At 67.0% G+C, this 23,786-nt stretch carries 18 protein-coding genes, 1 tRNA gene and 1 pseudogene; 14 read left to right on the top strand and 6 right to left on the bottom strand.

From position 1 onward, the window contains the following. Positions 1 to 116 precede the first annotated feature (116 nt). From rsmG to rpmH, 6 genes are all read right to left on the bottom strand, one after another. Positions 117 to 791 carry a 16S rRNA (guanine(527)-N(7))-methyltransferase RsmG gene (gene rsmG, locus ABD331_RS41835; protein WP_344487997.1) on the bottom strand — a complete coding sequence of 225 codons (675 nt, stop codon included), beginning with the start codon at positions 789 to 791 and terminating at the stop codon, positions 117 to 119. 876 nt (positions 792 to 1,667) lie between these two features. Beyond that, positions 1,668 to 2,156: a Jag family protein gene (locus ABD331_RS41830; RefSeq protein ID WP_344487995.1), complete on the bottom strand. Its 489-nt coding sequence runs from the start codon at positions 2,154 to 2,156 to the stop codon at positions 1,668 to 1,670. Positions 2,157 to 2,176: 20 nt separating this feature from the next. Next, positions 2,177 to 3,127, bottom strand: a complete 951-nt coding sequence (yidC, locus tag ABD331_RS41825; RefSeq protein ID WP_344487993.1) for a membrane protein insertase YidC — start codon at positions 3,125 to 3,127, stop codon at positions 2,177 to 2,179. A 4-nt stretch (positions 3,128 to 3,131) separates the two neighbouring features. Next, entirely contained in the window at positions 3,132 to 3,413 is a 282-nt protein-coding gene (yidD, locus tag ABD331_RS41820; protein ID WP_148443101.1) for a membrane protein insertion efficiency factor YidD, read from the bottom strand. Further along, a complete protein-coding gene (rnpA, locus tag ABD331_RS41815; protein ID WP_425566189.1) occupies positions 3,410 to 3,751 on the bottom strand; it encodes a ribonuclease P protein component in 342 nt (113 codons plus the stop codon). Before rnpA ends, yidD begins: the two co-directional genes overlap by 4 nt. Before the next feature lie 80 nt (positions 3,752 to 3,831). Further along, positions 3,832 to 3,969, bottom strand: coding sequence for a 50S ribosomal protein L34 (gene rpmH / locus ABD331_RS41810; protein ID WP_020547366.1), 138 nt, complete (start codon positions 3,967 to 3,969; stop codon positions 3,832 to 3,834). 442 nt (positions 3,970 to 4,411) lie between these two features. Between rpmH and dnaA the strand changes: the two genes are divergently transcribed. The 14 genes and pseudogenes from dnaA to ABD331_RS41740 all read left to right on the top strand — a co-directional run bounded on the left by dnaA (position 4,412) and on the right by ABD331_RS41740 (position 23,671). Further along, positions 4,412 to 5,995, top strand: a complete 1,584-nt coding sequence (dnaA, locus tag ABD331_RS41805) for a chromosomal replication initiator protein DnaA (protein WP_344487988.1) — start codon at positions 4,412 to 4,414, stop codon at positions 5,993 to 5,995. Between the two features lie 542 nt (positions 5,996 to 6,537). Next, positions 6,538 to 7,677, top strand: coding sequence for a DNA polymerase III subunit beta (dnaN, locus tag ABD331_RS41800; protein WP_344488265.1), 1,140 nt, complete (start codon positions 6,538 to 6,540; stop codon positions 7,675 to 7,677). A gap of 44 nt (positions 7,678 to 7,721) precedes the next feature. Beyond that, positions 7,722 to 8,666 (top strand): phosphogluconate dehydrogenase (NAD(+)-dependent, decarboxylating), encoded by a 945-nt coding sequence (gnd, locus tag ABD331_RS41795; RefSeq protein WP_344487985.1) that lies wholly within the window; start codon positions 7,722 to 7,724, stop codon positions 8,664 to 8,666. A gap of 83 nt (positions 8,667 to 8,749) precedes the next feature. Continuing rightward, positions 8,750 to 9,994: a DNA replication/repair protein RecF gene (gene recF, locus ABD331_RS41790; protein ID WP_344487983.1), complete on the top strand. Its 1,245-nt coding sequence runs from the start codon at positions 8,750 to 8,752 to the stop codon at positions 9,992 to 9,994. Positions 9,995 to 10,148: 154 nt separating this feature from the next. Continuing rightward, positions 10,149 to 10,745, top strand: coding sequence for a DciA family protein (locus tag ABD331_RS41785; RefSeq protein ID WP_344487981.1), 597 nt, complete (start codon positions 10,149 to 10,151; stop codon positions 10,743 to 10,745). A 331-nt stretch (positions 10,746 to 11,076) separates the two neighbouring features. Next, entirely contained in the window at positions 11,077 to 13,020 is a 1,944-nt protein-coding gene (gene gyrB / locus ABD331_RS41780) for a DNA topoisomerase (ATP-hydrolyzing) subunit B (RefSeq protein WP_344487979.1), read from the top strand. A gap of 15 nt (positions 13,021 to 13,035) precedes the next feature. Continuing rightward, positions 13,036 to 15,534: a DNA gyrase subunit A gene (gene gyrA, locus ABD331_RS41775; protein WP_344487977.1), complete on the top strand. Its 2,499-nt coding sequence runs from the start codon at positions 13,036 to 13,038 to the stop codon at positions 15,532 to 15,534. Positions 15,535 to 15,537: 3 nt separating this feature from the next. After that, entirely contained in the window at positions 15,538 to 16,266 is a 729-nt protein-coding gene (locus ABD331_RS41770; RefSeq protein WP_344487975.1) for a DUF3566 domain-containing protein, read from the top strand. A 130-nt stretch (positions 16,267 to 16,396) separates the two neighbouring features. After that, positions 16,397 to 16,470, top strand: a tRNA-Ile gene (locus ABD331_RS41765). Positions 16,471 to 16,666: 196 nt separating this feature from the next. Beyond that, positions 16,667 to 18,730, top strand: a pseudogene (locus ABD331_RS41760) (type IV secretory system conjugative DNA transfer family protein); the annotation flags it as partial. A gap of 86 nt (positions 18,731 to 18,816) precedes the next feature. Next, positions 18,817 to 20,094 (top strand): NlpC/P60 family protein, encoded by a 1,278-nt coding sequence (locus ABD331_RS41755; protein WP_344488263.1) that lies wholly within the window; start codon positions 18,817 to 18,819, stop codon positions 20,092 to 20,094. A gap of 1,005 nt (positions 20,095 to 21,099) precedes the next feature. After that, entirely contained in the window at positions 21,100 to 21,885 is a 786-nt protein-coding gene (locus tag ABD331_RS41750) for a NucA/NucB deoxyribonuclease domain-containing protein (protein ID WP_344487971.1), read from the top strand. Between the two features lie 59 nt (positions 21,886 to 21,944). After that, a complete protein-coding gene (locus ABD331_RS41745) occupies positions 21,945 to 22,526 on the top strand; it encodes a hypothetical protein (protein ID WP_344487969.1) in 582 nt (193 codons plus the stop codon). An 809-nt stretch (positions 22,527 to 23,335) separates the two neighbouring features. Then, complete coding sequence (locus ABD331_RS41740; RefSeq protein ID WP_344487967.1) at positions 23,336 to 23,671, top strand: hypothetical protein; 336 nt, start codon at positions 23,336 to 23,338, stop codon at positions 23,669 to 23,671. Positions 23,672 to 23,786: the final 115 nt, after the last annotated feature.

The following is a 23,786-nucleotide window of genomic DNA, read 5'->3' as shown; positions in this document are numbered from 1 at the left end:
GGTGCCGGGAGTTTGCTGTCGCGACACGCCCATTTCAGGCCAGCCAACCCCGTTGGGACTCTCGGACCGACGGCTGTCCGGCCAGCCCAGACCGCTTGACGCGACTGGCACAACCGTCACCTCCTTCGTCGCGGCCTAGCTCGCTCCGGCGCGCGACCCGCTACCACCCGAACCAATGTTGCAGGCGGCTCGACCTTACCGTGCCCGACGGTCACAAGCTCAGCCGTTCGGGCTCCGCTGGCCCGCAATTGGGCCTCCGCCTCGGCGAGTTCGTCGGCGGCCCGCTCCCCCTTCATGGCGATCAGCTCGCCGCCCTCGCGGAGCAGCGGCATCGCCCATTTCAGGAGGCGGTCGAGCGGCGCCACGGCGCGGGCACTGGCGACGTCGAAGACGTGCTTGCCGGCGAGTTCCTCCGCCCGGCCGCGCAACACCTCGACGTTGTCCAGCTTGAGCGCCTCAACGCATTCCTCCAGGAACACGGTACGACGAAGCAGCGGCTCCAACAGGGTAACCGTGATGTCCTGTCGCACGATGGCCAGGACCAGACCCGGCAGCCCCGCCCCCGAGCCGATGTCCACCAGGCTTACGTCCGGGGGCACGGCCTCGGCGACCACCGCGCAGTTGAGCAGGTGACGATCCCAGATGCGCGGCACCTCCCGCGGGCCCAGCAGCCCTCGGACGACGCCGGGACCGGCCAGCAGCCCGGCGAAGGCGTTGGCACGCTCCCAAGCTTCCCCGGTGAAGACGTCCCGCGCTATCTCCGGCGGCTCAGGAAGCTCATCGTCGCTCACTGGTCGGTGGCCCTTTCTGGGACCTGGCGGCCCTTGCTCGCTGTGTCGGTGTGGAAGGAGGTGTGGAGAGTGGGTGGTCGAGGCGTAGGTGTGGAGAGTAGGTGAAAGGTGTCGAGGGTGTCGGTATGAGGTTCGGTGTGGGTTCGGTGTGTCGTCGTCTCGTGTCGCGCCGGTGCGGGCTGCGGTGGGCGGTCTGCTTCGGTGGTGCGGCGGGCGGCTGCGGAGGCCGGTTTCGGTTTTGTGCTCCCCCAAGGCTACGGGAGGAGATCACAAAGGCAGACTAGCGGGCTGGGGTCAAGGAGGCCTGTGAGCGCGCCGTCGGCACGCCCTTGCCGACTTGCGAGCGCTAACACGGGGAGAGAGCGCGAGAGCGGGCGAACGTGAGTGCGGGGGTACAGGGAAACGCGGGCGCGGGTGCAGGGTACGGCCGGACGCGGACGCGAGCGCGGGTGCGGGGTGCAGGCAAATGCGAGTGCGGGCGCTGGCGGGCGCTGGCGTGCAGGTGAACGCGGGCGCTGGGGTACGGGCGGGTACGGGCTCTGGAGGGTGGCGAGTGCTGAGGGGTGCCGGGCGCACGCGGGCACTGCCAGCGTTGGGGTGCTGGGGTGCCGAGCGCACGCGGCGCTGAGGGTGCTGAAGGTGCCGGGCGCACGCGAGGGCGGGCTGTGAGGCGTACGGGCTGTGAGGCGTACGGGCTGTGAGGGGTGCGAGCACTGGAGGATGCGCATGCACCCCGCAGAAAGCACCCCGCAACGGAAAACGGCCGCCTGCCACGCGCAACAGCGGACAGACGGCCGATTCGGACGGCGGCGGGAATGTACCTCAGGCGAGGAGCACCAAAGGCCCCAGACGGGCACGAACCCACACATGCATGCCTCAGGCAGGCAGAACCACCACGTACCGCTGCGGCTCCTCCCCCTCGGACTCGCTCCGCAGCCCGGCGGCGGCCACCGCGTCGTGGACGATCTTGCGCTCGAACGGGGTCATCGGCTGCAGCGCCTTCGACTCGCCGCGTTCCTTGACCTGGATCGCGATCTCGGTCCCGAGCTTGGTCAGCTCCGCGCGGCGCCGCTCCCGGTAGCCGGCCACGTCGAGCATCAGCCGCGAACGCTCGCCGGTCTGCCGGTGCACGGCCAGCCGGGTCAGCTCCTGCAGCGCTTCGAGGACCTCGCCCGCGGGCCCCACCAGCTCCGTGCTCTTCAGCCCGACGACGGAGACCAGGGCGCGGTCGCCCTCGACGTCCATGTCGATGTCGCCGTCGATGTCGGCGATGTCGAGAAGGCCCTCGACGTAGTCGGCAGCGATCTCACCTTCCTGCTCCAGCGCGTTGAGATCAGGAGCCTTCTCCTGCTCGGCCTCGGTCATGGCCGGCCTCTCCTTCGTGTTCAAGACTTCTTGCTGCCGGTGCGCTTGCTGCGTGACTGCCTGCTCGGCTGCTGCCTAATGATCTTAGGCTCCGGAGGGGGCGGAGGGGCCTGTTCTTCCGGAGTGGTCTTCCGCAGTTTGGCGAGGAGCCCGGGCTTGGACTCGACGGGGATCACGTTGCCCTTGGCGTCGTACTGCGGCATCGGATGCCTGCTGTAGAACCAGTGCTGCTGACCGAGGGTCCACAGGTTGGTCGTGACCCAGTACATGATCAGACCGAGCGGGAAGTTCAGGCTGAAGAAGGCGAACAGCGGAGAGATGTACATCAGGATCTTCTGCTGCTGCGCCATGGGGTTGTCCGGCATCTGGGCCATGGAGCGGGTGACGCTCTGCCGGACGGTGAGGAAGGTGGTCAGCGAGCTGACCGCGACGAAGATGCCCAGGACGATCTTGGTCTGTACGTTGCCGGCGCCGAAGGCCGCGAGGTCGTCGGCGCTCATCCAGAAGTTGGCGGGCAGCGGCGCGCCGAAGATGTGCGCCTTGCGCGCGCTGTCGACGAGCTCCTGCGTCATGCCGTACTTGGCGTGCCCGTTCGCCATGTTCTGCAGCACCGTGAACATGGAGATGAAGATCGGGAACTGTGCGACGACAGGCAGGCAGCCACCGAGCGGGTTGGCGCCCGCGCCCTGGTAGAGCGCCATGACCTCCTGGTTCATGCGCTGCTTGTCGTTCTTGTAACGCTTGCGCAGCTCTTGAACCTTGGGGGCGAGTTCCTGCATCTTCCGCGACGAGCGCATCTGCTTCAGGAAGAGCGGGAAGATCAGGATCCGCATGAACACGGTAAGCGTGATGATCGTCAACGCCCAGGTCAGCCCGCTGTCCGGGTTGAGAACCGTGCTGAATGCAGTATGGATCCAGATGATGACTTGGGCTACGGCTTGGTACAGCCAGCTCAGCCAGGACAGCTCCACCGAGCTATCTCCCTTGCGTTTCGTGGGACCGGACCGGGCGTGGGGGCACCGGGTCTATACCTCCGGGATGGAATGGGTGGCACCGCCCGATGCGCCGGACAGTCAGCCATGTGCCGCGCAATGCCCCGTGCACGGCAATCGCTTCGAGTCCATAGGCACTGCACGACGGATAGAACCGGCAGCGTGGACCGAGCAGTGGGCTGATGAACGCCCGATAGAACCGAATGGGGATGATGAGCGCCCGGGCGGCGAGGCCCGGCACCACCCCTTGCGGTTGCTCCGTCATTTCTGTCCACCCGTCGAGGACTCGCGCCGCCTGAGCAAACGATCCAGCGCGAGATCGAGTTCGGCGGCCAGGTGCTCGAATCGCGCGGACGCGGCCGGTGGGTTGGCGCGTACCACAAGCAGGCTACCTCGCGGCAGCCGATCGAGACGGTCCCGCATCAGGTGTCGGAGCCGTCGTTTGACCTTGTTTCGGGTCACGGCGCCCCCGACGGCCTTGCTCACCACGAAACCCACCAGAGGTGGCTCTTCCCCAGAAATGGTGAAATGCACCACAAGGGTGGGGCGACCCGCGCGTTTGCCGCGCCTGACCGCCGCCTCGAACTCCTCCCCGCGTCGCATGCGGGATTGACGGGACAGCACCGTATACGTCTAACGCCCGCCGGCGAGCTTCGCCGGCGGGCTGTAGTCGCGCGAGACGATCAGGCCGACAGCTTCTCGCGGCCCTTGCGGCGACGAGAGGCGAGGATGGCGCGACCGGCCCGGGTGCGCATCCGCAGCCGGAAGCCGTGGGTCTTAGCGCGACGACGGTTGTTCGGCTGGAAAGTACGCTTGCTCACGGGTGGGCTCCAGGCTTGATGGTGCGCCACGGGGGGCGCTGTACACACATGGATGGCCTGCCAGATTACGAGGGCACGCGAAATAGCCGTCGCGTGACAAGCCGACCGTCGTACGTTACGGGCCAAGTACCGTCCAGGTCAAACCAGACCGGTTATCCACCAATCCACAGCCCACTTTTCCACCTGGGGCCCCACGTCCACAAGTTGTGCACTCTGGTGCCACTAGGCTGTGGACAACGCTTGAACACACCTGTGCACAAAGATACTGTCGGCCCTTTCGGCCCGCTCAAACCCTGTGGATAGCGTGTGGACCGCCTGTGGAGGACGGCCTCAAGCTCTGTCCCCACGTGTGGACGAAGGGGGCCGCCGACCGCCGCAGGCGACCCTGCCATGTGGATAACGATCGCGGGGGGCCGCGAGAGGGAGGAGGGGGAGCCGCACCATGAACGGTGTCGACCTCGGCACGGTATGGGAGAGGGCCCTGGGCAACTTCCTCAACGAGAACGTGCCCATCCAGCAGCGCACCTGGCTGTCGATGGTGCGTCCGATCGCCCTGGCCGACGACACGATCGTGCTCGGCGTCCCCAACGACTTCCTCAAGGACCTCATCGAGAGCAACAAACTGCGCCCGCTGGTGACGCACGCGCTCTCACAGGAGCTCGGCCGGACGATGCGAGTGGCCGTGATGATCGACACGGCGGCCCCGGAGAAGCCCGCCGGCGACGCTCATCAACAGCCTGTGACTCAAAGTTATCCCCAGGGTGTGGAGAGTCAGCTTCGTTACGCACAGCCCGTCCAACCGCAGTACAACCAGGTATCCGAGCCTCCGCAGTTCTATTCTCCACAGCCGGAGCAGCCCCAGATATCCACCGAATATCCACAGCCTGGCTTCGGTTATGAACAGGCGCAGCCGTACACACCGCCTGTGGAGAAGTCGCCCGAGCCGACGCCGAATCGGTGGGAGGCGAAGAGCAACAAGCCCAGCGAACCGGCCAGGCTTAATCAGAAGTACACATTTGAGACATTCGTCATCGGCGCCAGCAACCGGTTCGCGCATGCCGCCGCCGTGGCGGTGGCCGAATCCCCCGCGAAGGCGTACAACCCGCTCTTCATCTATGGAGACTCGGGGCTGGGGAAGACGCACTTGCTGCACGCGATCGGGCATTACGCCCAGAGCCTGTACGACGGAGCGCGGGTCAGATACGTGAGCTCCGAGGAGTTCACCAACGACTTCATCAACAGCATCCGCGACCACAAGGCCGACGGCTTCCGTGGCCGCTACCGGGCGATCGACATCCTGCTCGTGGACGACATCCAGTTCCTGGAGGGCAAGGAGCAGACGCAGGAGGAGTTCTTCCACACCTTCAACACGCTGCACAACGCCAACAAGCAGATCGTCATCTCCAGCGACCGGGCGCCCAAGCAGCTCATCACGCTGGAGGACCGGCTGCGCAACCGGTTCGAGTGGGGCCTGATCACCGACGTCCAGCCGCCCGAGCTGGAGACCCGGATCGCCATCCTCAGGAAGAAGGCCATCCAGGAGGGCCTGGCCGCGCCGCCCGAGGTGCTCGAGTACATCGCCAGCCGCATCTCCACCAACATCCGTGAGCTGGAGGGCGCGCTGATCAGGGTCACCGCGTTCGCCAGCCTCAACCGGCAGGGCGTGGACCTGCAGCTCGCCGAGGTGGTGCTCAAGGACCTGATCACCTCGGAGTCCGACACCGAGATCACCATCGCGGCCATCATGAGCGAGACCGCACAGTACTTCGGCATCAGCATCGACGACCTGTGCGGCACCTCACGCAGCCGCGCGCTCGTCAACGCCCGGCAGATCGCCATGTATCTGGCGCGCGAGCTGACCGAGCTGTCGCTGCCGAAGATCGGCCAGCAGTTCGGCGGACGCGACCACACCACGGTCATGCACGCGGAGCGGAAGATCCGGTCGCTCATCGCGGAGCGCAGGTCGATGTACAACCAGGTCAACGAGCTAACAATGCGGATCAAGCAGACACAGCGTGGATCTTGAGTTTGTACACAGCCTGTGGAAAACACTGTGGACCAGCGGAAACACAGAAATTCACCCGCCGTTCGCCCGATAATGCTGGGAAAAATCCGTCCACAACGGTTGGGGATAAAGGTGGGGACATCCTGTGGGGAACTTGGGGACTACCAGTGGACAACGTGTGGACAGACTGTGAACAACGGATCTGGGGCTCCAGAAGGGCCCCTTCTACCCGGTGGATAACCTGTGGAAACCCCGTGGATAACTGCCCTCTTTCCGTGGATGACGGGACCATGATCTGGGGACGGCCTGTGCACGAACTTTCTTCGTCCCCAGGCGGCGAAGTTCTCCCCAGGCGTCACCCACAGGACAAGTGGATAGCAAAACTGCCGCTGACCAGCCAAGACTCTGGTTGTCCACAGTTTCCACAGCCCCTAGTGTGATGACTTCCCTTCTCTAACTAAGAAACTCAAAGACCCATAGTTGGGCTTCTCCCGGAGCGCGAGGCCGGGAGGGTGGATCCTTGAGATCCTTGAATCAACGACGAACCCAGGAGGCTGATGACCGTGATGTTCCGAATCGAGCGAGACGTCCTCGCTGAGGCGGTGGCATGGACGGCACGCAGCCTCCCGGCCCGCCCGTCGGTGCCCGTCCTCGCGGGCATGCGCCTGGAGGTCACGGAGCAGCAGCAGCTCAAGCTCTCCGGCTTCGACTACGAGGTCTCCGCCGAGGTGACGCTCGAACTGCACACCGGTGAGCCCGGCGTCGTCCTGGTCTCCGGCAAGCTGCTCGCCGAGATCACCCGCGCGCTTCCCGCACAGCCTGTGGACTTCGTGGTGGAAGGCGCCAAGGCGGTCGTCACGTGCGGCAGCGCGCGATTCACCCTGCTGACCATGCCTGTGGAGGACTACCCGACCCTGCCGGCCATGCCCCCGGCCGCCGGGCGGGTCGGCAGCGACGTGTTCGCCTCCGCCGTCGGCCAGGTCGCCGTCGCCGCCGGTCGCGACGACACGCTGCCGATGCTCACGGGCGTGCGGATGGAGATCGAGGGCGACACGGTCACCCTCGCCGCAACCGACCGCTACCGGCTGGCCGTGCGCGAGCTGAAGTGGCAGCCGGGCCAGCCCGACTTCGCCGCCATCGCGATGATCCCCGGCAAGACGCTCGCCGACACGGCCAAGGCGCTCGGCACGACGGGCGCCGAGGTCGAGATCGCGCTCAGCTCCGCCGGCGGCACCGGCGAAGGCATGATCGGCTTCTCCAGCGCCGGGCGCCGGACGACGACGCGCCTGCTCGACCCCGAGTTCCCCAAGTACCGCTCGCTGCTGCCCACCGAGTTCTCCGCGCGCGCCGACCTGTCCACAGGCTCGTTCGTCGAGGCGGTCAAGCGCGTGGCCCTGGTCGCCGAGCGCAACACGCCGGTGCGGCTGGCGTTCAAGAGCGGCGAGGTCGTCCTGGAGGCCGGCAGCGGCGACGAGGCGCAGGCCGTCGAGGCGTTGCCCGTCGACTACGAGGGCGAGGAGATGAACATCGCCTTCAACCACCAGTTCCTGCTGGAAGGACTGGGCGCCATCGACTCCGACGTGGCGCGGCTGCAGATGACCACGTCCACGAAGCCCGCTATCCTCACCGGTGGCAAGCCTGTGGAGGACGGAGCCGTAACGGACTACCGGTACCTGATCATGCCCATCCGACTGTCAGGCTGAACCTGTCATCGGAGATGATGGAAGTCTGACAAGGGGGTTACATCATGCAGATCGGCATGGTCGGACTGGGCAAGATGGGCGGCAACATGGCCGAACGGCTGCGCCGCGGTGGTCATGAGGTCGTCGGTTACGACCGCGACCCGGCGATCAGCGACGTCGCCAGCCTGAAGGAACTGGCCGAACGCCTTCAGGCGCCGCGCGCCGTGTGGGTCATGGTGCCCGCCGGCAAACCCACCCAGACCACCGTCGACGATCTGGGCGAGCTGCTCAGCGAGGGCGACATCGTCATCGACGGCGGCAACTCCCACTACGTCGACGACCAGAAGCACGCCGCCGAGCTGGCGGAGAAGGGCATCGGCTTCGTCGACTGCGGCGTCAGCGGCGGCGTGTGGGGCCTGCAGAACGGCTACGCGCTCATGTGCGGCGGCGACAAGGCCGACGTCGAGCGGCTCATGCCCATCTTCGAGACGCTCAAGCCCGAGGGCGAGGACGGCTTCGTGCACGCGGGCGACGTCGGCGCCGGGCACTTCGCGAAGATGGTCCACAACGGCATCGAGTACGGCATGATGCAGGCCTTCGCCGAGGGCTGGGAGCTCCTCGAGGCCTCCGACGTCGTCAAGGACGTCAAGGGCTCCTTCAGCAGCTGGCGCACCGGCACCGTGATCCGCTCCTGGCTGCTCGACCTGCTGGTGCGGGCGCTCGACGACGACGAGCACCTCGACCAGCTCCGCGGTTACGCACAGGACTCCGGCGAGGGCCGGTGGACGGTGCAGGCGGCCGTGGACCACGCGGTCCCGCTGCCGGTCATCACGGCCGCGCTGTACGCCAGGTTCGCCTCGCGCCAGGACGACTCCCCCGCGATGAAGGTCGTGGCGGCGCTGCGCAACCAGTTCGGCGGCCACGCCACCACCTCGGCGGAGGGCAGCACCGGCAAGGGCGCCGACTCCCCCGGAGCCGACGTGACCCCGCCGCGCGAGGCCGAGCGCTGAGCCTGCCTCCGGGTCGTTCAGGGTTTTCCACAGAACGCATGCCGGTGACCCCGGTGACCCGTGAGGCGCACTAACCTCGTGGGGTGCATGTCGCCCACCTCTCGCTGACCGACTTCCGGTCCTACGCGTCCGTGGAGCTCGGCCTGGAGCCGGGCGTCACGGCGTTCGTGGGGCCCAACGGCCAGGGCAAGACCAACCTGGTCGAGGCCCTCGGCTACGTCGCGACGCACTCCAGCCACCGGGTGGCCAGCGACGCGCCGCTGGTGCGGCAGGGCGCCACCCGGGCGATCGTCCGCTGCGCCATCCACAGGGACGACCGGCGGGCGCTGATCGAGCTGGAGATCAACCCGGGCCGGGCCAACCGCGCCAGGCTCAACCGCTCGCCCGTCTCCCGCGCCCGCGACGCCGTCGGCCTGCTGCGCACGGTGCTGTTCGCCCCCGAGGACCTCGCGCTGTCCAAGGGCGACCCGTCCGAGCGCCGCCGCTTCCTCGACGACCTGCTGGTGGCGCGCACTCCCCGGTTCGCCGGGGTGCGCGCCGACTACGACCGGGTGCTGAAGCAGCGCGGAGCCCTGCTGCGTACGGCCGCGCAGGCCCGCAGAGGCAGCAGGAGCCCGCGGCGGCAGGAAAGCGACAGCGGGTTCGCCTCGGCCGGCGCGGGCGACGTGCTGAGCACCCTGGAGGTGTGGGACGCCCACCTCGCCCGGCACGGCGCGGAGCTGTTGCGGGGGCGGCTGGAGCTCATCGAGGAGCTGCGCCCGCTGGTGGCCGGATCGTACGCCGCGCTCGCCCCGTCGAGTGCTCCCGCGACGCTCGCCTACCGCAGCACGTTGTCCACAGGCGGGGATCCCGGCGAAGGGGTTCCGGAGGGTGAAGTCCCCGGTGAGCGGGGATCTTTCGATACACAGACGTTATCCACAGACTTGGGGAAAACCCTTGAAGAACGTCTGCGGGAGCGGCTAATAGAGGTCCGCTCGTCGGAGCTCGAACGAGGCGTCACGCTCGTCGGGCCGCACCGCGACGATCTCGTTCTCGGGCTGGGCGAGCTGCCTGCCCGTGGTTACGCCAGCCACGGCGAGTCGTGGTCGTTCGCGCTGGCGCTGCGACTGGCGGCCTACGACCTGCTGCGGGCCGACGGGGGCGATCCCGTGCTGATCCTCGACGACGTGTTCGCCGAGCTCGACAGCCAGCGGCGGCGGCGGCTGGCGGAGATGGTGGCGCCCGCCGAGCAGGTGCTGATCACGGCGGCCGTGCCTGATGACGTGCCGCAGGAGTTGGCGGGAGGCAGGTTCGACGTCGCGGAGGGGGGTGTGACGCGTGTCCGCTGATGACGGCTTCCCGCCCGGGAGTTATCCACAGGCTGGGGGTTCCGGTGGACGGCCGCGGGCCGGTTCGGCCGGTGGACGCGCGGCGGCGGCGGACGGTCGTCCACAGGCGGGGGCGACCGGTGCACAACCACCGGCGGCTGATGCGCGAACGCCAGTGACCGGTGCACAGACAAGCGCGACCGGTGCGCGAACACCGGCGACCGGGCAGGGCGGGCCGTCGGCGGCCAGGCCGGGCGGGCCCGCTGCGGCGGCGGCGGGCGGCGAGAACGCGACGGCCCGTGGCGTGGCCATGGCGCGGGAGAAGCTCGCCCAGGCCAAGGCCGACGCCGCCAAACGCGGCAACCTCCCCCGCCGCGAGCCCCGGCGGAAGGCCCGCGGCGCCCGCAGGGAGAACGGCGATCCACAGCTTTTCGGACGCGCGATCGCCGACCTCCTGGCCGATCGCGGCTGGGAGCGCCCGGCGAAGGTGGGCGCGGTGTTCGGCCGCTGGGTCGAGATCGTGGGCCCTGACCTGGCCGCTCACACCAAGCCCGAGTCGTTCGACGACGGCGAGGTGCTGATCTCGGCCGATTCGACGGCGTGGGCGACGCAGGTCCGGCTGCTCGCCCGCACCCTCGTACGCAGGCTGAACGAGGAGCTCGGCGACGGCACGGTGACAAAGGTCAAGGTCAGAGGCCCGCAGACGGCGCCGCGTCCATCAGGGGGTTTGCGGGTGACCGGAAGGCGGGGGCCCCGTGACACCCACGGCTAGGGGCGGCGTTCGCAGGGGCTGCGGTTGGGCGCTCGGGGCGATCAGACCGCCGCAGACGCGATAAGCCCCCTTTCCGGAGGGGGGATGCTTGCCCGGGGGCCAAACGAGCTAGAGGGCATCACAGGCGCGTTCATTGCCACCTTGGCCCTCCGGAAGCGGTAGAATGAAAAAGGATTCCGGACACGTCCGCTTGCGTGTCACCCCGGCAGCAAGCCGACTCCCCTGGGTGACCGCGCATCGGGGCACTCACGACGGTGACGGGCACGGCAGGGGCAGCTTCGCTAGATAGTCGCCTCCCCCGCCGCGTGTCCGCGGCAGGAGGATTTCGCAGTTGTCCTACGACGCTAGCTCAATCACCGTACTCGAAGGGCTTGAGGCGGTTCGCAAGCGCCCGGGTATGTATATCGGTTCGACAGGTGAGCGTGGCCTGCACCATCTCGTCCAGGAGATCGTCGACAACGCGGTGGACGAGGCGCTGGCCGGTTACGCCGACAGGATCGACGTCACGCTGCTCGCCGACAACGGCGTGCGCGTCGTCGACAACGGGCGCGGCATCCCCACCGGCATCCACCCGGTGGAGAAGCGCTCGGCCGTCGAGGTCGTGCTGACCACGCTGCACGCGGGCGGCAAGTTCGACAGCCAGTCCTACGCGGTCTCCGGCGGTCTGCACGGCGTCGGCTCGGCCGTCGTCAACGCGCTGTCCACCGCCATGGAGGTGGAGGTCAAGCAGAACGGCCACTACTGGCGGCAGCGCTACGAGATGTCCAAGCCCACGGCCCCCCTGGCCAAGGGCGAGGAGACCGACGAGACCGGCACCACGGTCACGTTCTGGGCCGACCCCGACGTCTTCGAGACCACCACGTGGAACTACGAGACGCTCTCGCGGCGCTTCCAGGAGATGGCCTTCCTCAACAAGGGCCTGACGATCACGCTGACCGACGAGCGTCCCGACCACATCAACGGCGAGGCGCACTCCGTCACCTACCACTACGAGGGCGGTCTGTCCGACTTCGTGCAGCACCTCAACGCCAAGAAGGAGCCGGCGCACGCGTCGATCATCTCCTTCGAGGAGGAGAGCGACGGGCTCGCGGTCGACATCGCGATGCAGTGGAACAACTCCTACTCGGAGTCCGTCTACAGCTTCGCCAACGTCATCAACACGGCCGAGGGCGGCACCCACGAGGAAGGCTTCCGCGCGGCGCTGACGTCCATCGTCAACCGCTACGCGCGCGAGCAGAAGTTCCTCAAGGAGGGCAAGGACGACAACCTCAGCGGCGAGGACGTCCGCGAGGGGCTGACCGCGATCATCTCGGTCAAGCTGTCGGACCCGCAGTTCGAGGGCCAGACCAAGACCAAGCTCGGCAACACCGAGGCGAAGTCGTTCGTGCAGAAGGCCTGCAACGACCACCTGCGCGACTGGTTCGAGCGCAACCCCGGCGAGGCCAAGGACATCATCAACAAGTCGCTGCAGGCCTCGCGCGCCCGCATCGCCGCGCGTCAGGCGCGCGACCTGACCAGGCGCAAGTCGCTGCTGGAGGCGGGCAGCGGGCTGCCGGGCAAGCTGGCCGACTGCCAGTGGAACGACCCGGAGAAGTGCGAGCTGTTCATCGTCGAGGGCGACTCGGCCGGTGGCTCGGCCAAGGGCGGCCGCGACTCGCGTTTCCAGGCTATCCTGCCCATCCGCGGCAAGATCCTGAACGTCGAGAAGGCGCGGATCGACAAGGTCCTGAAGAACAACGAGGTCCAGGCGCTGATCACGGCTCTGGGCACCGGCGTGCACGACGAGTTCGACATCGCCAAGCTGCGCTACCACAAGGTCATCCTGATGGCCGACGCCGACGTCGACGGCCAGCACATCAACACGCTGCTGCTGACGCTGCTGTTCAGATTCATGCGGCCGCTGATCGAAGCCGGTCACGTCTACCTGTCCTGCCCCCCGCTCTACAAGATCAAGTGGGACCGCAAGGGCGAGGACGCCTCCTACGCCTACTCCGACAGCGAGCGGGACGCGGTGATCGCCGCGGGCATCGCCGGCGGCAAGCCCGACCCGCGTCCGCGCGACAACGTACAGCGCTTCAAGGGTCTGGGCGAGATGAACGCCGGCCAGCTCTGGGAGACCACGATGAACCCGGCGACCCGGCTGCTCCGCCTGGTCACGCTCGACGACGCGGCGCAGGCCGACGACCTGTTCAGCGTGCTGATGGGGGAAGACGTGGAGGCGCGGCGCGACTTCATCATCCGTAACGCGCGCGACGTTCGCTTCCTCGACGTTTAAGAAGGACCAACACCTGTGACGGACGTGAACACCACTCCCCCGGCTGACCGCATCGAGCCTGTGGACATCCAGTCCGAGATGCAGCGCAGTTACATGGACTACGCGATGTCCGTCATCGTGTCCAGAGCGCTGCCGGACGTGCGCGACGGCCTCAAGCCGGTGCACCGGCGCGTGCTGTACGCGATGTACGACGGCGGGTACCGCCCCGACCGCGGCTACTTCAAGTGCGCCCGCGTCGTCGGCGACGTGATGGGCACCTACCACCCGCACGGCGACACCTCGATCTACGACGCGCTGGTCCGCCTGGCGCAGAACTGGTCGCTGCGCTACCCGCTGGTCGACGGCCAGGGCAACTTCGGCTCGCCGGGCAACGACCCGGCGGCGGCGATGCGCTACACCGAGTGCAAGCTCGCGCCCATCGCCATGGAGATGCTGCGCGACATCGACAAGGACACCGTCGACTTCCGCCCCAACTACGACGGCAAGTCGCAGGAGCCCGACGTCCTGCCGGCGCGCTTCCCGCAACTGCTGGTCAACGGCTCGGGCGGCATCGCCGTCGGCATGGCCACCAACATCCCGCCGCACAACCTGCGCGAGGTCGCGGCGGCGGTCAAGTGGGCGCTGGAGAACCCGGAGGCCGGCGACGAGGACCTGCTCGAAGCCTCCATCAGGCTGGTCAAGGGCCCCGACTTCCCCACCAAGGCGCTCATCGTGGGCCGCCGGGGCATCGAGGACGCCTACCGCACCGGCCGCGGCTCGATCACCATGCGCGCCGTGGTCGAGGTCGAGGAGGAGAAGGGCCGTCAGGCTCTGGTCGTCACCGAGCTGCCGTACCAGGTCAACCCCGACAACCTGGCGCTGAAGATCGCCGAGCTGGTGCGTGAGGGCAAGCTCACCGGCATCGCCGACGTACGGGACGAAAGCTCCTCGCGGGTGGGGCAGCGCCTGGTCATCGTGCTCAAGCGCGACGCGGTCGCCAAGGTCGTGCTGAACAACCTGTACAAGCACACCCAGCTCCAGGACACCTTCGGCGCCAACATGCTGGCGCTGGTCGACGGCGTGCCGCGCACGCTGCGGCTCGACCAGTTCATCCGGCACTACGTGGCCCACCAGATCGAGGTCATCGTCCGCCGGACGCGTTACCTGCTGCGCAAGGCCGAGGAGCGCGCCCACATCCTGCGCGGCCTGCTGAAGGCCCTGGAGCGGCTCGACGACGTCATCGCGCTGATCCGGGCCTCGGAGTCGGCCTCGCACGCCCAGCAGGGCCTCATGGGGCTGCTGGGGATCGACGAGGTGCAGGCGCAGGCCATCCTCGACATGCAGCTGCGCAAGCTGGCCGCCCTGGAGCGGCAGGCCATCCAGGACGAGTTCGACTCCCTGATGACGCAGATCGCCGAGTACAACTCGATCCTGGCCAGCGAGAGCCGGCAGCGCGAGATCATCAACGAGGAGCTCGCGGAGATCGTCAACCGCTACGGCGACGAGCGGCAGACCGAGATCATCGCCTACGACGGCGACATGTCGATCGAGGACCTCATCGCCGAGGAAGAGATCGTCGTCACCATCACCCGGGGCGGCTACGCCAAGCGCACCCGTACCGACCTGTACCGGGCGCAGAAGCGCGGCGGCAAGGGCGTTCGCGGTGCTCAGCTCCGTCAGGACGACATCGTCGACCACTTCTTCGTCACCACGACGCACCACTGGCTGCTGTTCTTCACGAACAAGGGGCGGGTGTACCGGGTCAAGGCGTACGAGCTGCCGGACGCGGGCCGCGACGCCCGGGGCATGCATCTCGCGAACCTTCTTGCCATGCAGCCCGACGAAACAGTCATGGAGGTTCTCGACCTACGCGACTACAACGTCGCTCCCTATCTCGTCCTCGCCACGCGCAGCGGGCTGGTCAAGAAGACGCGCCTGTCGGAGTACGACTCCCCCAGGTCCGGCGGACTGATCGCGATCAACCTGCGGGAGGACGACGAGGTCATCGGCGCTCGGCTCGTCTCCGAGGAAGATGACCTGCTGCTCGTCTCCAAGGGCGCGCAGTCGATCCGCTTCACCGCCTCTGACGAGGCGCTACGCCCCATGGGGCGGGCGACCAGCGGTGTCATCGGCATGAGGTTCCTGGAAGGTGACGAACTTCTTGCCATGAATCGCATCGCAGACGGTCAAGATGTGCTTATCGCCACGAAGGCTGGGTACGCAAAACGGACGCCAGTGGAGCAGTATCCAGTTCAAGGACGTGGCGGTAGAGGCGTGCTGACTGCGAAGATCGTATCTTCCCGTGGCAAGCTGGTCGGAGCCGTCATGGTCAACCCAGAGGACGAGGTTTTCGCGATCACGTCCGCCGGCGGGGTGATCCGGACGAGTGCCGGCGAGATCAAGCAGTCCGGCCGCCAGACCATGGGAGTTCGATTGATGAATCTCGCTGAAGGCGACAGCGTGGTGGCCCTCGCCCGGAACGCCGAGTCGATGGAGACTTCGGTGGAGAGTGATGAAGACGGGGGAGGAGAGTAGTTCATGAGCGCCCAGGGTGGTCCCGCCAGGACCAAGGCGGCTTCGGGTAACGGACAGCAGCCGAACAAGCCCGCAGAGACCGAGATGTTCGACTCGGTCGAAGAAGGCCAGGACACCTCGCCCGCGCAGGGCAGGTCCATGCCTGCCAAGGATGACAACAAGCCTTCGCCGCAGCAGGGCCCGCCCGGCCCCGTCGTCGGGCCTCAGGGCGGCCCCGTCCCGCCGCAGGGGGCACAGCAGCAGCAGTCCGAGGGCAATGAGACGGTACGCCTGCGCCCGTCGCTGGCCACCGAGGCCCCGCCGGCCCTTGAGCTGCCCAAGAAGAAGGGGTCCAGCTCGGCCGGCAGCCGGCTGCCCCGCAAGGCCCATCTGGTCCTGCGCCGCGTCGAGCCGTGGTCGGCCATGAAGTTCAGCTTCGTGGTCTCCCTCGTCTGCTTCGTGGTGCTGTTCGTGGCAGTCGCCGTGCTGTACGGCGTGCTGTCCGCCCTGGGCGTCTTCGACTCGATCGTCGACCTGGTCAACCAGCTCGGCCAGGGCGAGCAGGGGCAGAGCTCCATCCCGATCGACATCGCCTCCTGGTTCGAGCCCGTGCGGATCCTCGGATACACGGCGCTGATCGGGGCGGTGAACGTCGTGCTGATCACGGCTCTTTCCACGTTGGGGGCCGTCATCTACAACATCGCTTCCGACCTGGTCGGAGGCGTTGAGGTGACCTTCAGCGAGGCCGAGTAAGCGGGGTGCTCGCGCCGTCCGGGTCAGTGCGGACGGCGCGAGCAGCCTGCCGGAGGCGGTAAGCTTTTCCTCGTCCCGAACAAGCGGTTCGCCTCGGTGAGGTGGATGCGGTAGCGTTCGGGGTGCGAGCGGGGCTATAGCTCAGACGGTTAGAGCGCTTCCCTGATAAGGAAGAGGTCCCAGGTTCAAGTCCTGGTAGCCCCACAGAGTTTTCCCAGTTCAGAGGCTGTTTCCCGGAGGTCGGGAGGCGGCCTCTTGATCATTTGCCATCAATTTGCCACCAAGATCGTCCGTCACCAGGTGACAGAGATCAGTCCAGATCGACACGGTGTGAACTCCTCCCCCGAACGGCAGATGGAGCAGTGAACACTCTTGACTCGGCCAGCCGCGCCTCTGCTTCGAGTACGGCTTCGGCGCCAGCGGCGTGACGATCAGCCTGTGGGTACCCGGCCAGGTCCCACAACACCTCGTCGAGCACGCCATCGAAGCCGCCTGGCCATCCGCCCGCACCACCATCCACCAGCCCGCACCACCCGTACCCCGCAAAGGCCACGCCACCGGCGGCCAACTCGTCCTGGCCCGCGCCGAACGCCTCCCCACCCGGCACGACCACCGCACCGACCCGCTCCGCGCCCTCATCGGCGCAGCCGTCGGCATGCCCGGCTGGCAGCACGCCTGCGTCCAGATCCTCGCCCGCCCGGCCACAGGCAGCCGCCTCACCAACGCCTGCGGATGCGTGGCGGCCCGGCTGCTCAGAGCGCTTCTTGACCTAGCCGTTCCCGGACCGCGCCAGTCAAGCCAGCCCTTGAGTGATCGAGCCGAGCGCTTGGAAGAGTCGGCCGAAGCACGAGCCATTCGCGACAAGGCCCACCACTCCCGCTACGAAGTCGCCATCCGCTACGCCGTCCAAGCCGACGAACCCACCACCGCCGACCCCACCGGCGTCCAGGAGATCCGCCGCAACGCCATCCACGGCCGCGCCCACGCGCTCGCCTCCGCTTTCGCCCTCTACAGCGGCCACAACAGCCTGGAACGACGACGCCTACTGCGACCCGCCGCCCGCGTCACCTCCCGCCGGATGACCCGCGGCTACCTGCTGTCGGTCCCCGAACTGGCCGCCATCGCCCACCTCCCCCTGGACGCCGCCGTCCCCGGCCTGCAGCGCGCGGGCGCCAACACCGTCCCGCCCCCACCGAAGATCACCCACGGCGGCGGCCACGCCAAAGTGCTCGGCTTCTCCGACGCCGGACACGAACGCCCGGTCGCGCTGCGCGTCGCCGACTCTTTCCACCACGTCCACGTCCTGGGCCCGAACGGCACCGGCAAATCCACCCTGCTCGCCCAGATGATCCTGTCCGACATCCAGGCAGGCCGCGGCGTCGTCGTCATCGAAGCGAAAGGCGACCTCGTCCGTGACCTGCTCGGCCTGATGCCCGACGAGGCCGGCGGCAAGCTGGTCCTGATCGACCCCGACGACCGGCACGCCCGCCCCTCTCTCAACGTGCTGGGCGGCCCCGACCTGGCCATGGGCGTGGACAACCTGGTCGGCATCTTCCACCAGATCTACGCCGACAACTGGGGCCCGCGTACCGACGACATCCTGCGCGGCTGCGCCCTCACCCTAGCCCGCGACAACGGCACCCTCGCCGATATCCCGACCCTGCTGTCCAACACCACCTACCGCCAGCGCCACCTCGCCACCCTCGACGACCCGATGCTGCGCGGCTTCTGGAGCTGGTACTGCGCCCTGTCCGAGCAGGCCCAGGCCCACGTCACCGCCCCCATCATGAACAAACTGCGCGCCTTCCTGCTGCGCCCCTTCATCCGCGACGTGATCGGCTCCGCCACCTCCACCTTCAACCTGACCGACATACTCAACGGCGGCATCCTGCTCGTCCGCCTCCCCAAGGGCGTGCTCGGCGACGACTCGGCCCGCCTGCTCGGCTCGATGGTCCTGGCCCAGGTCTGGCAGGCCGCCGCCCGCCGCGCCAAGATCGGCCACTCCCGCAGCGCCGCCGCCGTGTACGTGGACGAGTGCCACGACTTCCTCACCCTGCCGCACGCCCTGTCCGACATGCTCGCCGAAGCCCGCGCCTACCGCGTCAGCCTCACCCTCGCCCACCAGCACCTGGCCCAACTTCCCCGCCAGCTCCGCCAGGCCCTCTCCTCCGACGCCCGCAACAAGATCTACTTCTCCCTCTCGCCGGAGGACGCCCGCGAGGCCGAACACCACTTCACCCCCTTCCTGACCGCGCACGACCTGGCCAACCTCGACGCCTACCAGGCCGCCGCCCGCCTCGTCGTCCGCTCCGCCGAAGCCCCGCCGTTCACGCTGCGCACCCGGCCCCTCTCCGAGCCCTCCAGCGATGTCGCCCAGCGCCTGCGAGCCGCCGCCGCACGCGCCCACGGCCGTACGACCACCGGCACCACCACCCCCAAGCCGGACGCCCGGCGCACTCTCTAGAAAGGGAAACCCATCATGTCCATCCGCTACAGCCCCACCCTGCTCACCGAGTTGGCCGCCCGCCTCACTGACCGCGACGCAAACTCATCCGCCTCGCCCGCGACTTCCGAGTCCTCACCTCCCCGCAGGTCAGCCAGATGTTCTTCGACACCGACGACGCCGCCCGCCGCCGGCTCCTGGCCCTGACCCGCATGGGCCTGCTGGAGCGCTTCCGGCCCAACCTCCCGCCCGCCATGGGCACCGCCCCGTACCACTACGTCATCGGCGAGACCGCCGCCGCGGTGCTCGACTCCGAAGACGGCATCGAGCTGAGCGGGTTCGGCTACCGCCGTGACCGCATCCTGTCCATCGTCTACAGCCAGCGCCTGGCCCACACCGTCGGCACCAACGGCATCGCCACCAGCCTGTACGGCTTCGCCCGCCGTCGCTCTCCACATGGTGGCCCGAACACCGCTGCGCCACCGAATGGGCCCCATGGCCCGCCCCGACGCCTACGCCCGCTGGGCCGAAGGCCGCAACAGCATCGAGTTCTTCCTCGAGTACGACATCGGCACCGAACCCCTCGACCGGCCCGGGCCGAACGCCTCCTCACCTACTTGACAGGCCGCCCAGCGAAGCCGAAACCCTCACGCAAGGCCGATGACCTGCGGATCTCCGCAGCAGACGCTCATGCGGTGCGCGAAAGCCTCGAGCTCGCTACCTCCCTCGGTGTCCCACGCGCCACCATCGTCGCCGACGTCCAGCAGGCCCTCGACGCTGGCGCGCTGCCGAGTCTTCGCCACGAAGCGAAGACCACGAAGAACAACCGGCAACTGGCCGAGAAGATCGTGACAACCGTGGCTCAGCGCGTCTGCGACAAGCTCTCGCAGAAGATCAGCGAGGTGCTCGACCCAGAGACCCTCGCCGCGATCCGCACCTCCGGTCGCGGCGCGGTCGCCCTGGCCGCCGCTCTCAAGATGATCGGCGTCCCGTACTCCTGGGGCGGAGGCGGTCCGCAGGGGCCGAGCTTCGGCATCGCCCACGGCGCCGGCACCAAGGGCTTCGACTGTTCAGGCCTGGCCGAATACGCCTGGGCCAAGGCAGGGGTGAAGATCGGCGGCCACACCTCGGCGCAATGGCGAGCGGGCACCCGCGTACCACGCTCCCAGCTCAAGCCAGGCGACCTGCTCTTCTTCGCTACCAACCCCAACAACTCCGCCACTATCCACCACGTCGTCCTCAACATCGACGGCAAGCGATACGTACACGCGCCGACCACCGGCAGCAAAGTCCAGATCGGCCACTGGACTGCTCGACGAGAAGCCGAATACGCAGGAGCGATTCGCCCTAGAACGAGCTCGGCACACGATGGAACCAAGGGCTGACCGACTGGACCGGTAGACAGCGTGGAAGGGCCATCGCATCTGGCGTTGGCCCTTCCGATATGAGGTTGCGGAGCAGGGGGCATGTCGAGGGCGTCCGTGTCGGCTCCACCGGTGACCCGGGCCAGGTATTACGCAATCAGCGACGGCGTTTGGTGAGGGAGTTCGGTCGTCCTAGACTTTCCTGAGTTTACTTGCCCTTCATCGACTATCGCTATCGACGATGAAGCAGAAGACAGTCGCGCGGCCTCCGCGCCTCTACGTCCTTTCATCAGATAGCGGCACCCGCCATCTTGGCAGCCAAGAGACTTCGCCCGCCCAAACGTCCAGCTCAGCAAGCCATTGCAGAAGCGTTGCACCCCATCTACGGACGTTCTAGGACCTGGGTGAATCACTGTCAGCGTGGACGCCATCAGCCGAGGAGAATCCAATCGATCACAACGGTGCCGCCTGTGTCAAGACTTGACATCAAATGTTCCACGTCTTCAAATCTCCTGTGGAGAACCTAACTGAAGGGAGTAGCACGGGGTGACAAATCTAAACAGCCGGTCCTTATCCCTGTTAGCAGCTCTAGCCATCGCATTCGCGCCGCTCATCGGAATATCCCGCCCCGCCCTCGCCGACCCTCCGCAGCCCAGTCCAGTAGCGCCACAAGATGAACCTCTCAACGGCAATCTCAAGAAGTACCGCGACAGAGTGCTCGCCCAGCCGGGTCGTCCCACTTCCATGCATCACCAAGCCAAGGCCAAGGAACGCTGCGTTTCAGCGAAGCTGACCACTCCTACGCCTTCGAACGAACCGATCACGGTCTGCTTCGGCCCCCTCGAGCCGAAGTCCGCACGCCTAGCGGCTATGCAGGATAAACCAAAGAGTATCCCGACGTGGTGTACTTATAGCGTAGGAGTCTGGGGAGGCGACAGACTCACTGCCTGCTCATATTGGGGCTGGACCTATACAGTTACTCAGGGGTCCACCGAAATCGGCAGTGCAGATGTCGTCATCTGGAACGTGTTGCGCAACCATAATGCGCAGAACAAGATCATCTGGCAGTCGTGGGCCGGCGCATTCGACGTCACGGGGGCAGCCGAGCTCATAAGGCTTGCCATGACACCAGGCTGTGATGGCCCCTGCACCATATCCACCGCCCCGTTGCCGCCGACGGAACTGCCGGTGGACCCCTCAGAGGATGAGTGGCTCGCCGTGCAGTTCGAAGGCGCCGCCACCGGCCTCTCCGGAGTCCCCGCAGGAACGGTCCGGCCTGGCATCTCCCCGTTCATGGACATCGCCATGGCTGCACCTGCCGCGGCACATGATCCCGAAGAAGATCAGATATGGCTCGATGAGGAGTGGGAGATCCGCTGTGACTACCTCGCCGCAGGCGGAGACGCTCCAGCCTATGGATGCGTTTACCACAATCTCTGGCCCATACACGTTGTCGTGTGGGCTGAGCTTCCCGAACATGCCGAGGTCATCACAGCCGCCCAAACCGTGAAAGGGGCGCCAGGCGCGCCAGGCGACTACCCCCTCACACGGCTCATGGATCCTACGCTCAGACAGAGGAACGGCGCAGCGGCATGCAGAATGTGGCCGACACCGCGCCCTCCAGGTGAAGAGTGCGACGAATACCCCTTCCGCTCAACGTGGCAAGGTGCTCACACCGGTGACCCTGATGTGAATTTCTCGGATCTCATCTCGACCAGCCAAAACCAGGACGGTGGAGAGCAGCTGGCGTGGTTCTATCGATACCACCGAGTGATAGAAGCAGACCCATTCTTCGTCGACGTCGAAACATAAGCCATTCCGGGTAGACGGCACATCTGACGGCGGATCTCATCCTCGGCTAGGGTTCCCACATGAGCGACAACGCGTCGATGGCGGGCACTGCCAAGGTGTTCGTCTCCTACAGCAAGATCCTCATCAAAGCCCTCGGCGAGGTTGACTACACCGATCCTCCCAGTCATGCCCCAAACGAACTGGTGGCTGCCCACCTGGACGCAGCTGCCATTTTCACCGGAGTTCATACCGGCTATGTGACCGTCACCGTGCAGACGACCACTTCCGCCCCTCCTCTAGACGAGGGGCGGAAGTGGGCCGAGGTAGAAGAAGTGATGTTCCCCACCTCGATTGGAAACATGCGCCTGTTCGGCTTCATGGGAGATACCCCTCCGCCGGACCTTCCTTCGCTGACTCCGCAGGGACCGGGGGTCTACACGCTGCGGGTACATGCTTCCACTCGGCCCCGTATCGGTACCCCCGAAACTGACGAACCGGTTGAGGAATACCTCGTCTGCACGTGGCCCACCGCGCTCGGTCGGGATTCGGCTATCGAGGCGGCAGAGAACCTGCCCGACCTGATGAGTACGAGTGTCCGCGCCTACAGGGAACGGCTGCAGCCCACCGGTCTTGGCCGTACCCACGGTTCCCCCCGGCCCTAATCAGGTGGAGCACCTGGTTTCCGCCCACGGGGCGGGAACCAGTGGACGGGGACTACGTACTCTCCGGCATCCGCTGGCCGTTGCACAGCCTCTCAACCGAACGGCTGTTGATCACCACCCGACCAGATCCTCACCCTCCATTCATCGACCCCCAGCGCTCGATTCCAGTTCACCCAACCACCGTGGTCCACTTGGGCCAGTGCCGCAGGCAAATGTCAGTGCTCGGTACTTGCCGGCAAGAACGCAAACGCCCTGGGTGGCGTGTTATGTGTCTACTGATCAAGTCGGAAGGGTGCCTTGCAGCAGGATGTAGCCGGGCATGTGCTCAGCGGGTCGCACCCCTACGGTAAACATTTCCGGCTCGTCGAAGACAGGCTCTCCGCTCGGGCGTCGGGTGGGTTCTGGCCATGAGAGGACTCTCCCTGATCGATCAAAGTGCGGGTTCCGGTGTTGCCGGGCCACACTGCAGCTGCGGCGGTTCCACCATCGGTCCCGCCCGCGCCGGGGCAAAAGAGGCGGGTTTCTGCCTGGGAAAGAACCTGCCCCCTCAGGTCTGCGCCGGGTGCGTGGCCGCGGCTTAAGAGTGGATGATCGAAGCGCCTGGACACCCGAAGACCGCTGGGGCTTACTCACCCGTCCTGGCCGCTGGGGACGGTGGCGGGCCGGGGTGGAGATCGGCATGGCGGTCGTCGTCGGTGGGGTGTACGTGTGCGCCCACCGGGGTGCCCGGTCCCGGTGGTACCGGGCGGCGACGGTCAGGATCGATCCGGCGGTGGTGGGGCTCTGATCAAGGAGGGCAGGATGGGCAGGTGAGCGGTCATCGGTTGTCGTCGCGCGCCGCATATCTCCTGTCTCTTGTCCTGAATTCGTTACTCGGCTTTCTCGGCCAGTTCGCTCTGTTCTACCCCTACTACGTGGCCCGTGACTGGCTGGCGGGGCTGGGTGTCGCAGCGCCGGGGATTCCGTTCCGGGACGGGTATCTCGGCGCGTTGCTGATCGGGCTCGTTCTCGTTGCCGGCTGGGTCGCGGTGATGGGGGCGGTGAACCTCGCCGTGCTGCGCCGGGCGTCTGTGAAGCGGCGGCCGTACTGGCTCTGGGCGGTCTTGGTGGCCTTGGCGTCCTCCGTCGTCCACCTAGATGGATGAGTCCAAGGCATAGCTGCGGAGATAGGGCGAGGATGTCCATTCTCGGGTTGTGACGACCGAACTGGACACCCTCGCAACCGCACTCTACGTGAGGGTCGATGATCTGCTGAAGAGT

Source organism: Nonomuraea monospora (assembly GCF_039531895.1).
Classification (GTDB): domain Bacteria; phylum Actinomycetota; class Actinomycetes; order Streptosporangiales; family Streptosporangiaceae; genus Nonomuraea; species Nonomuraea monospora.
The sequence above is the reverse complement of the archived record's forward strand: the minus strand, read 5'-3'. Positions and strand labels throughout refer to the sequence as shown.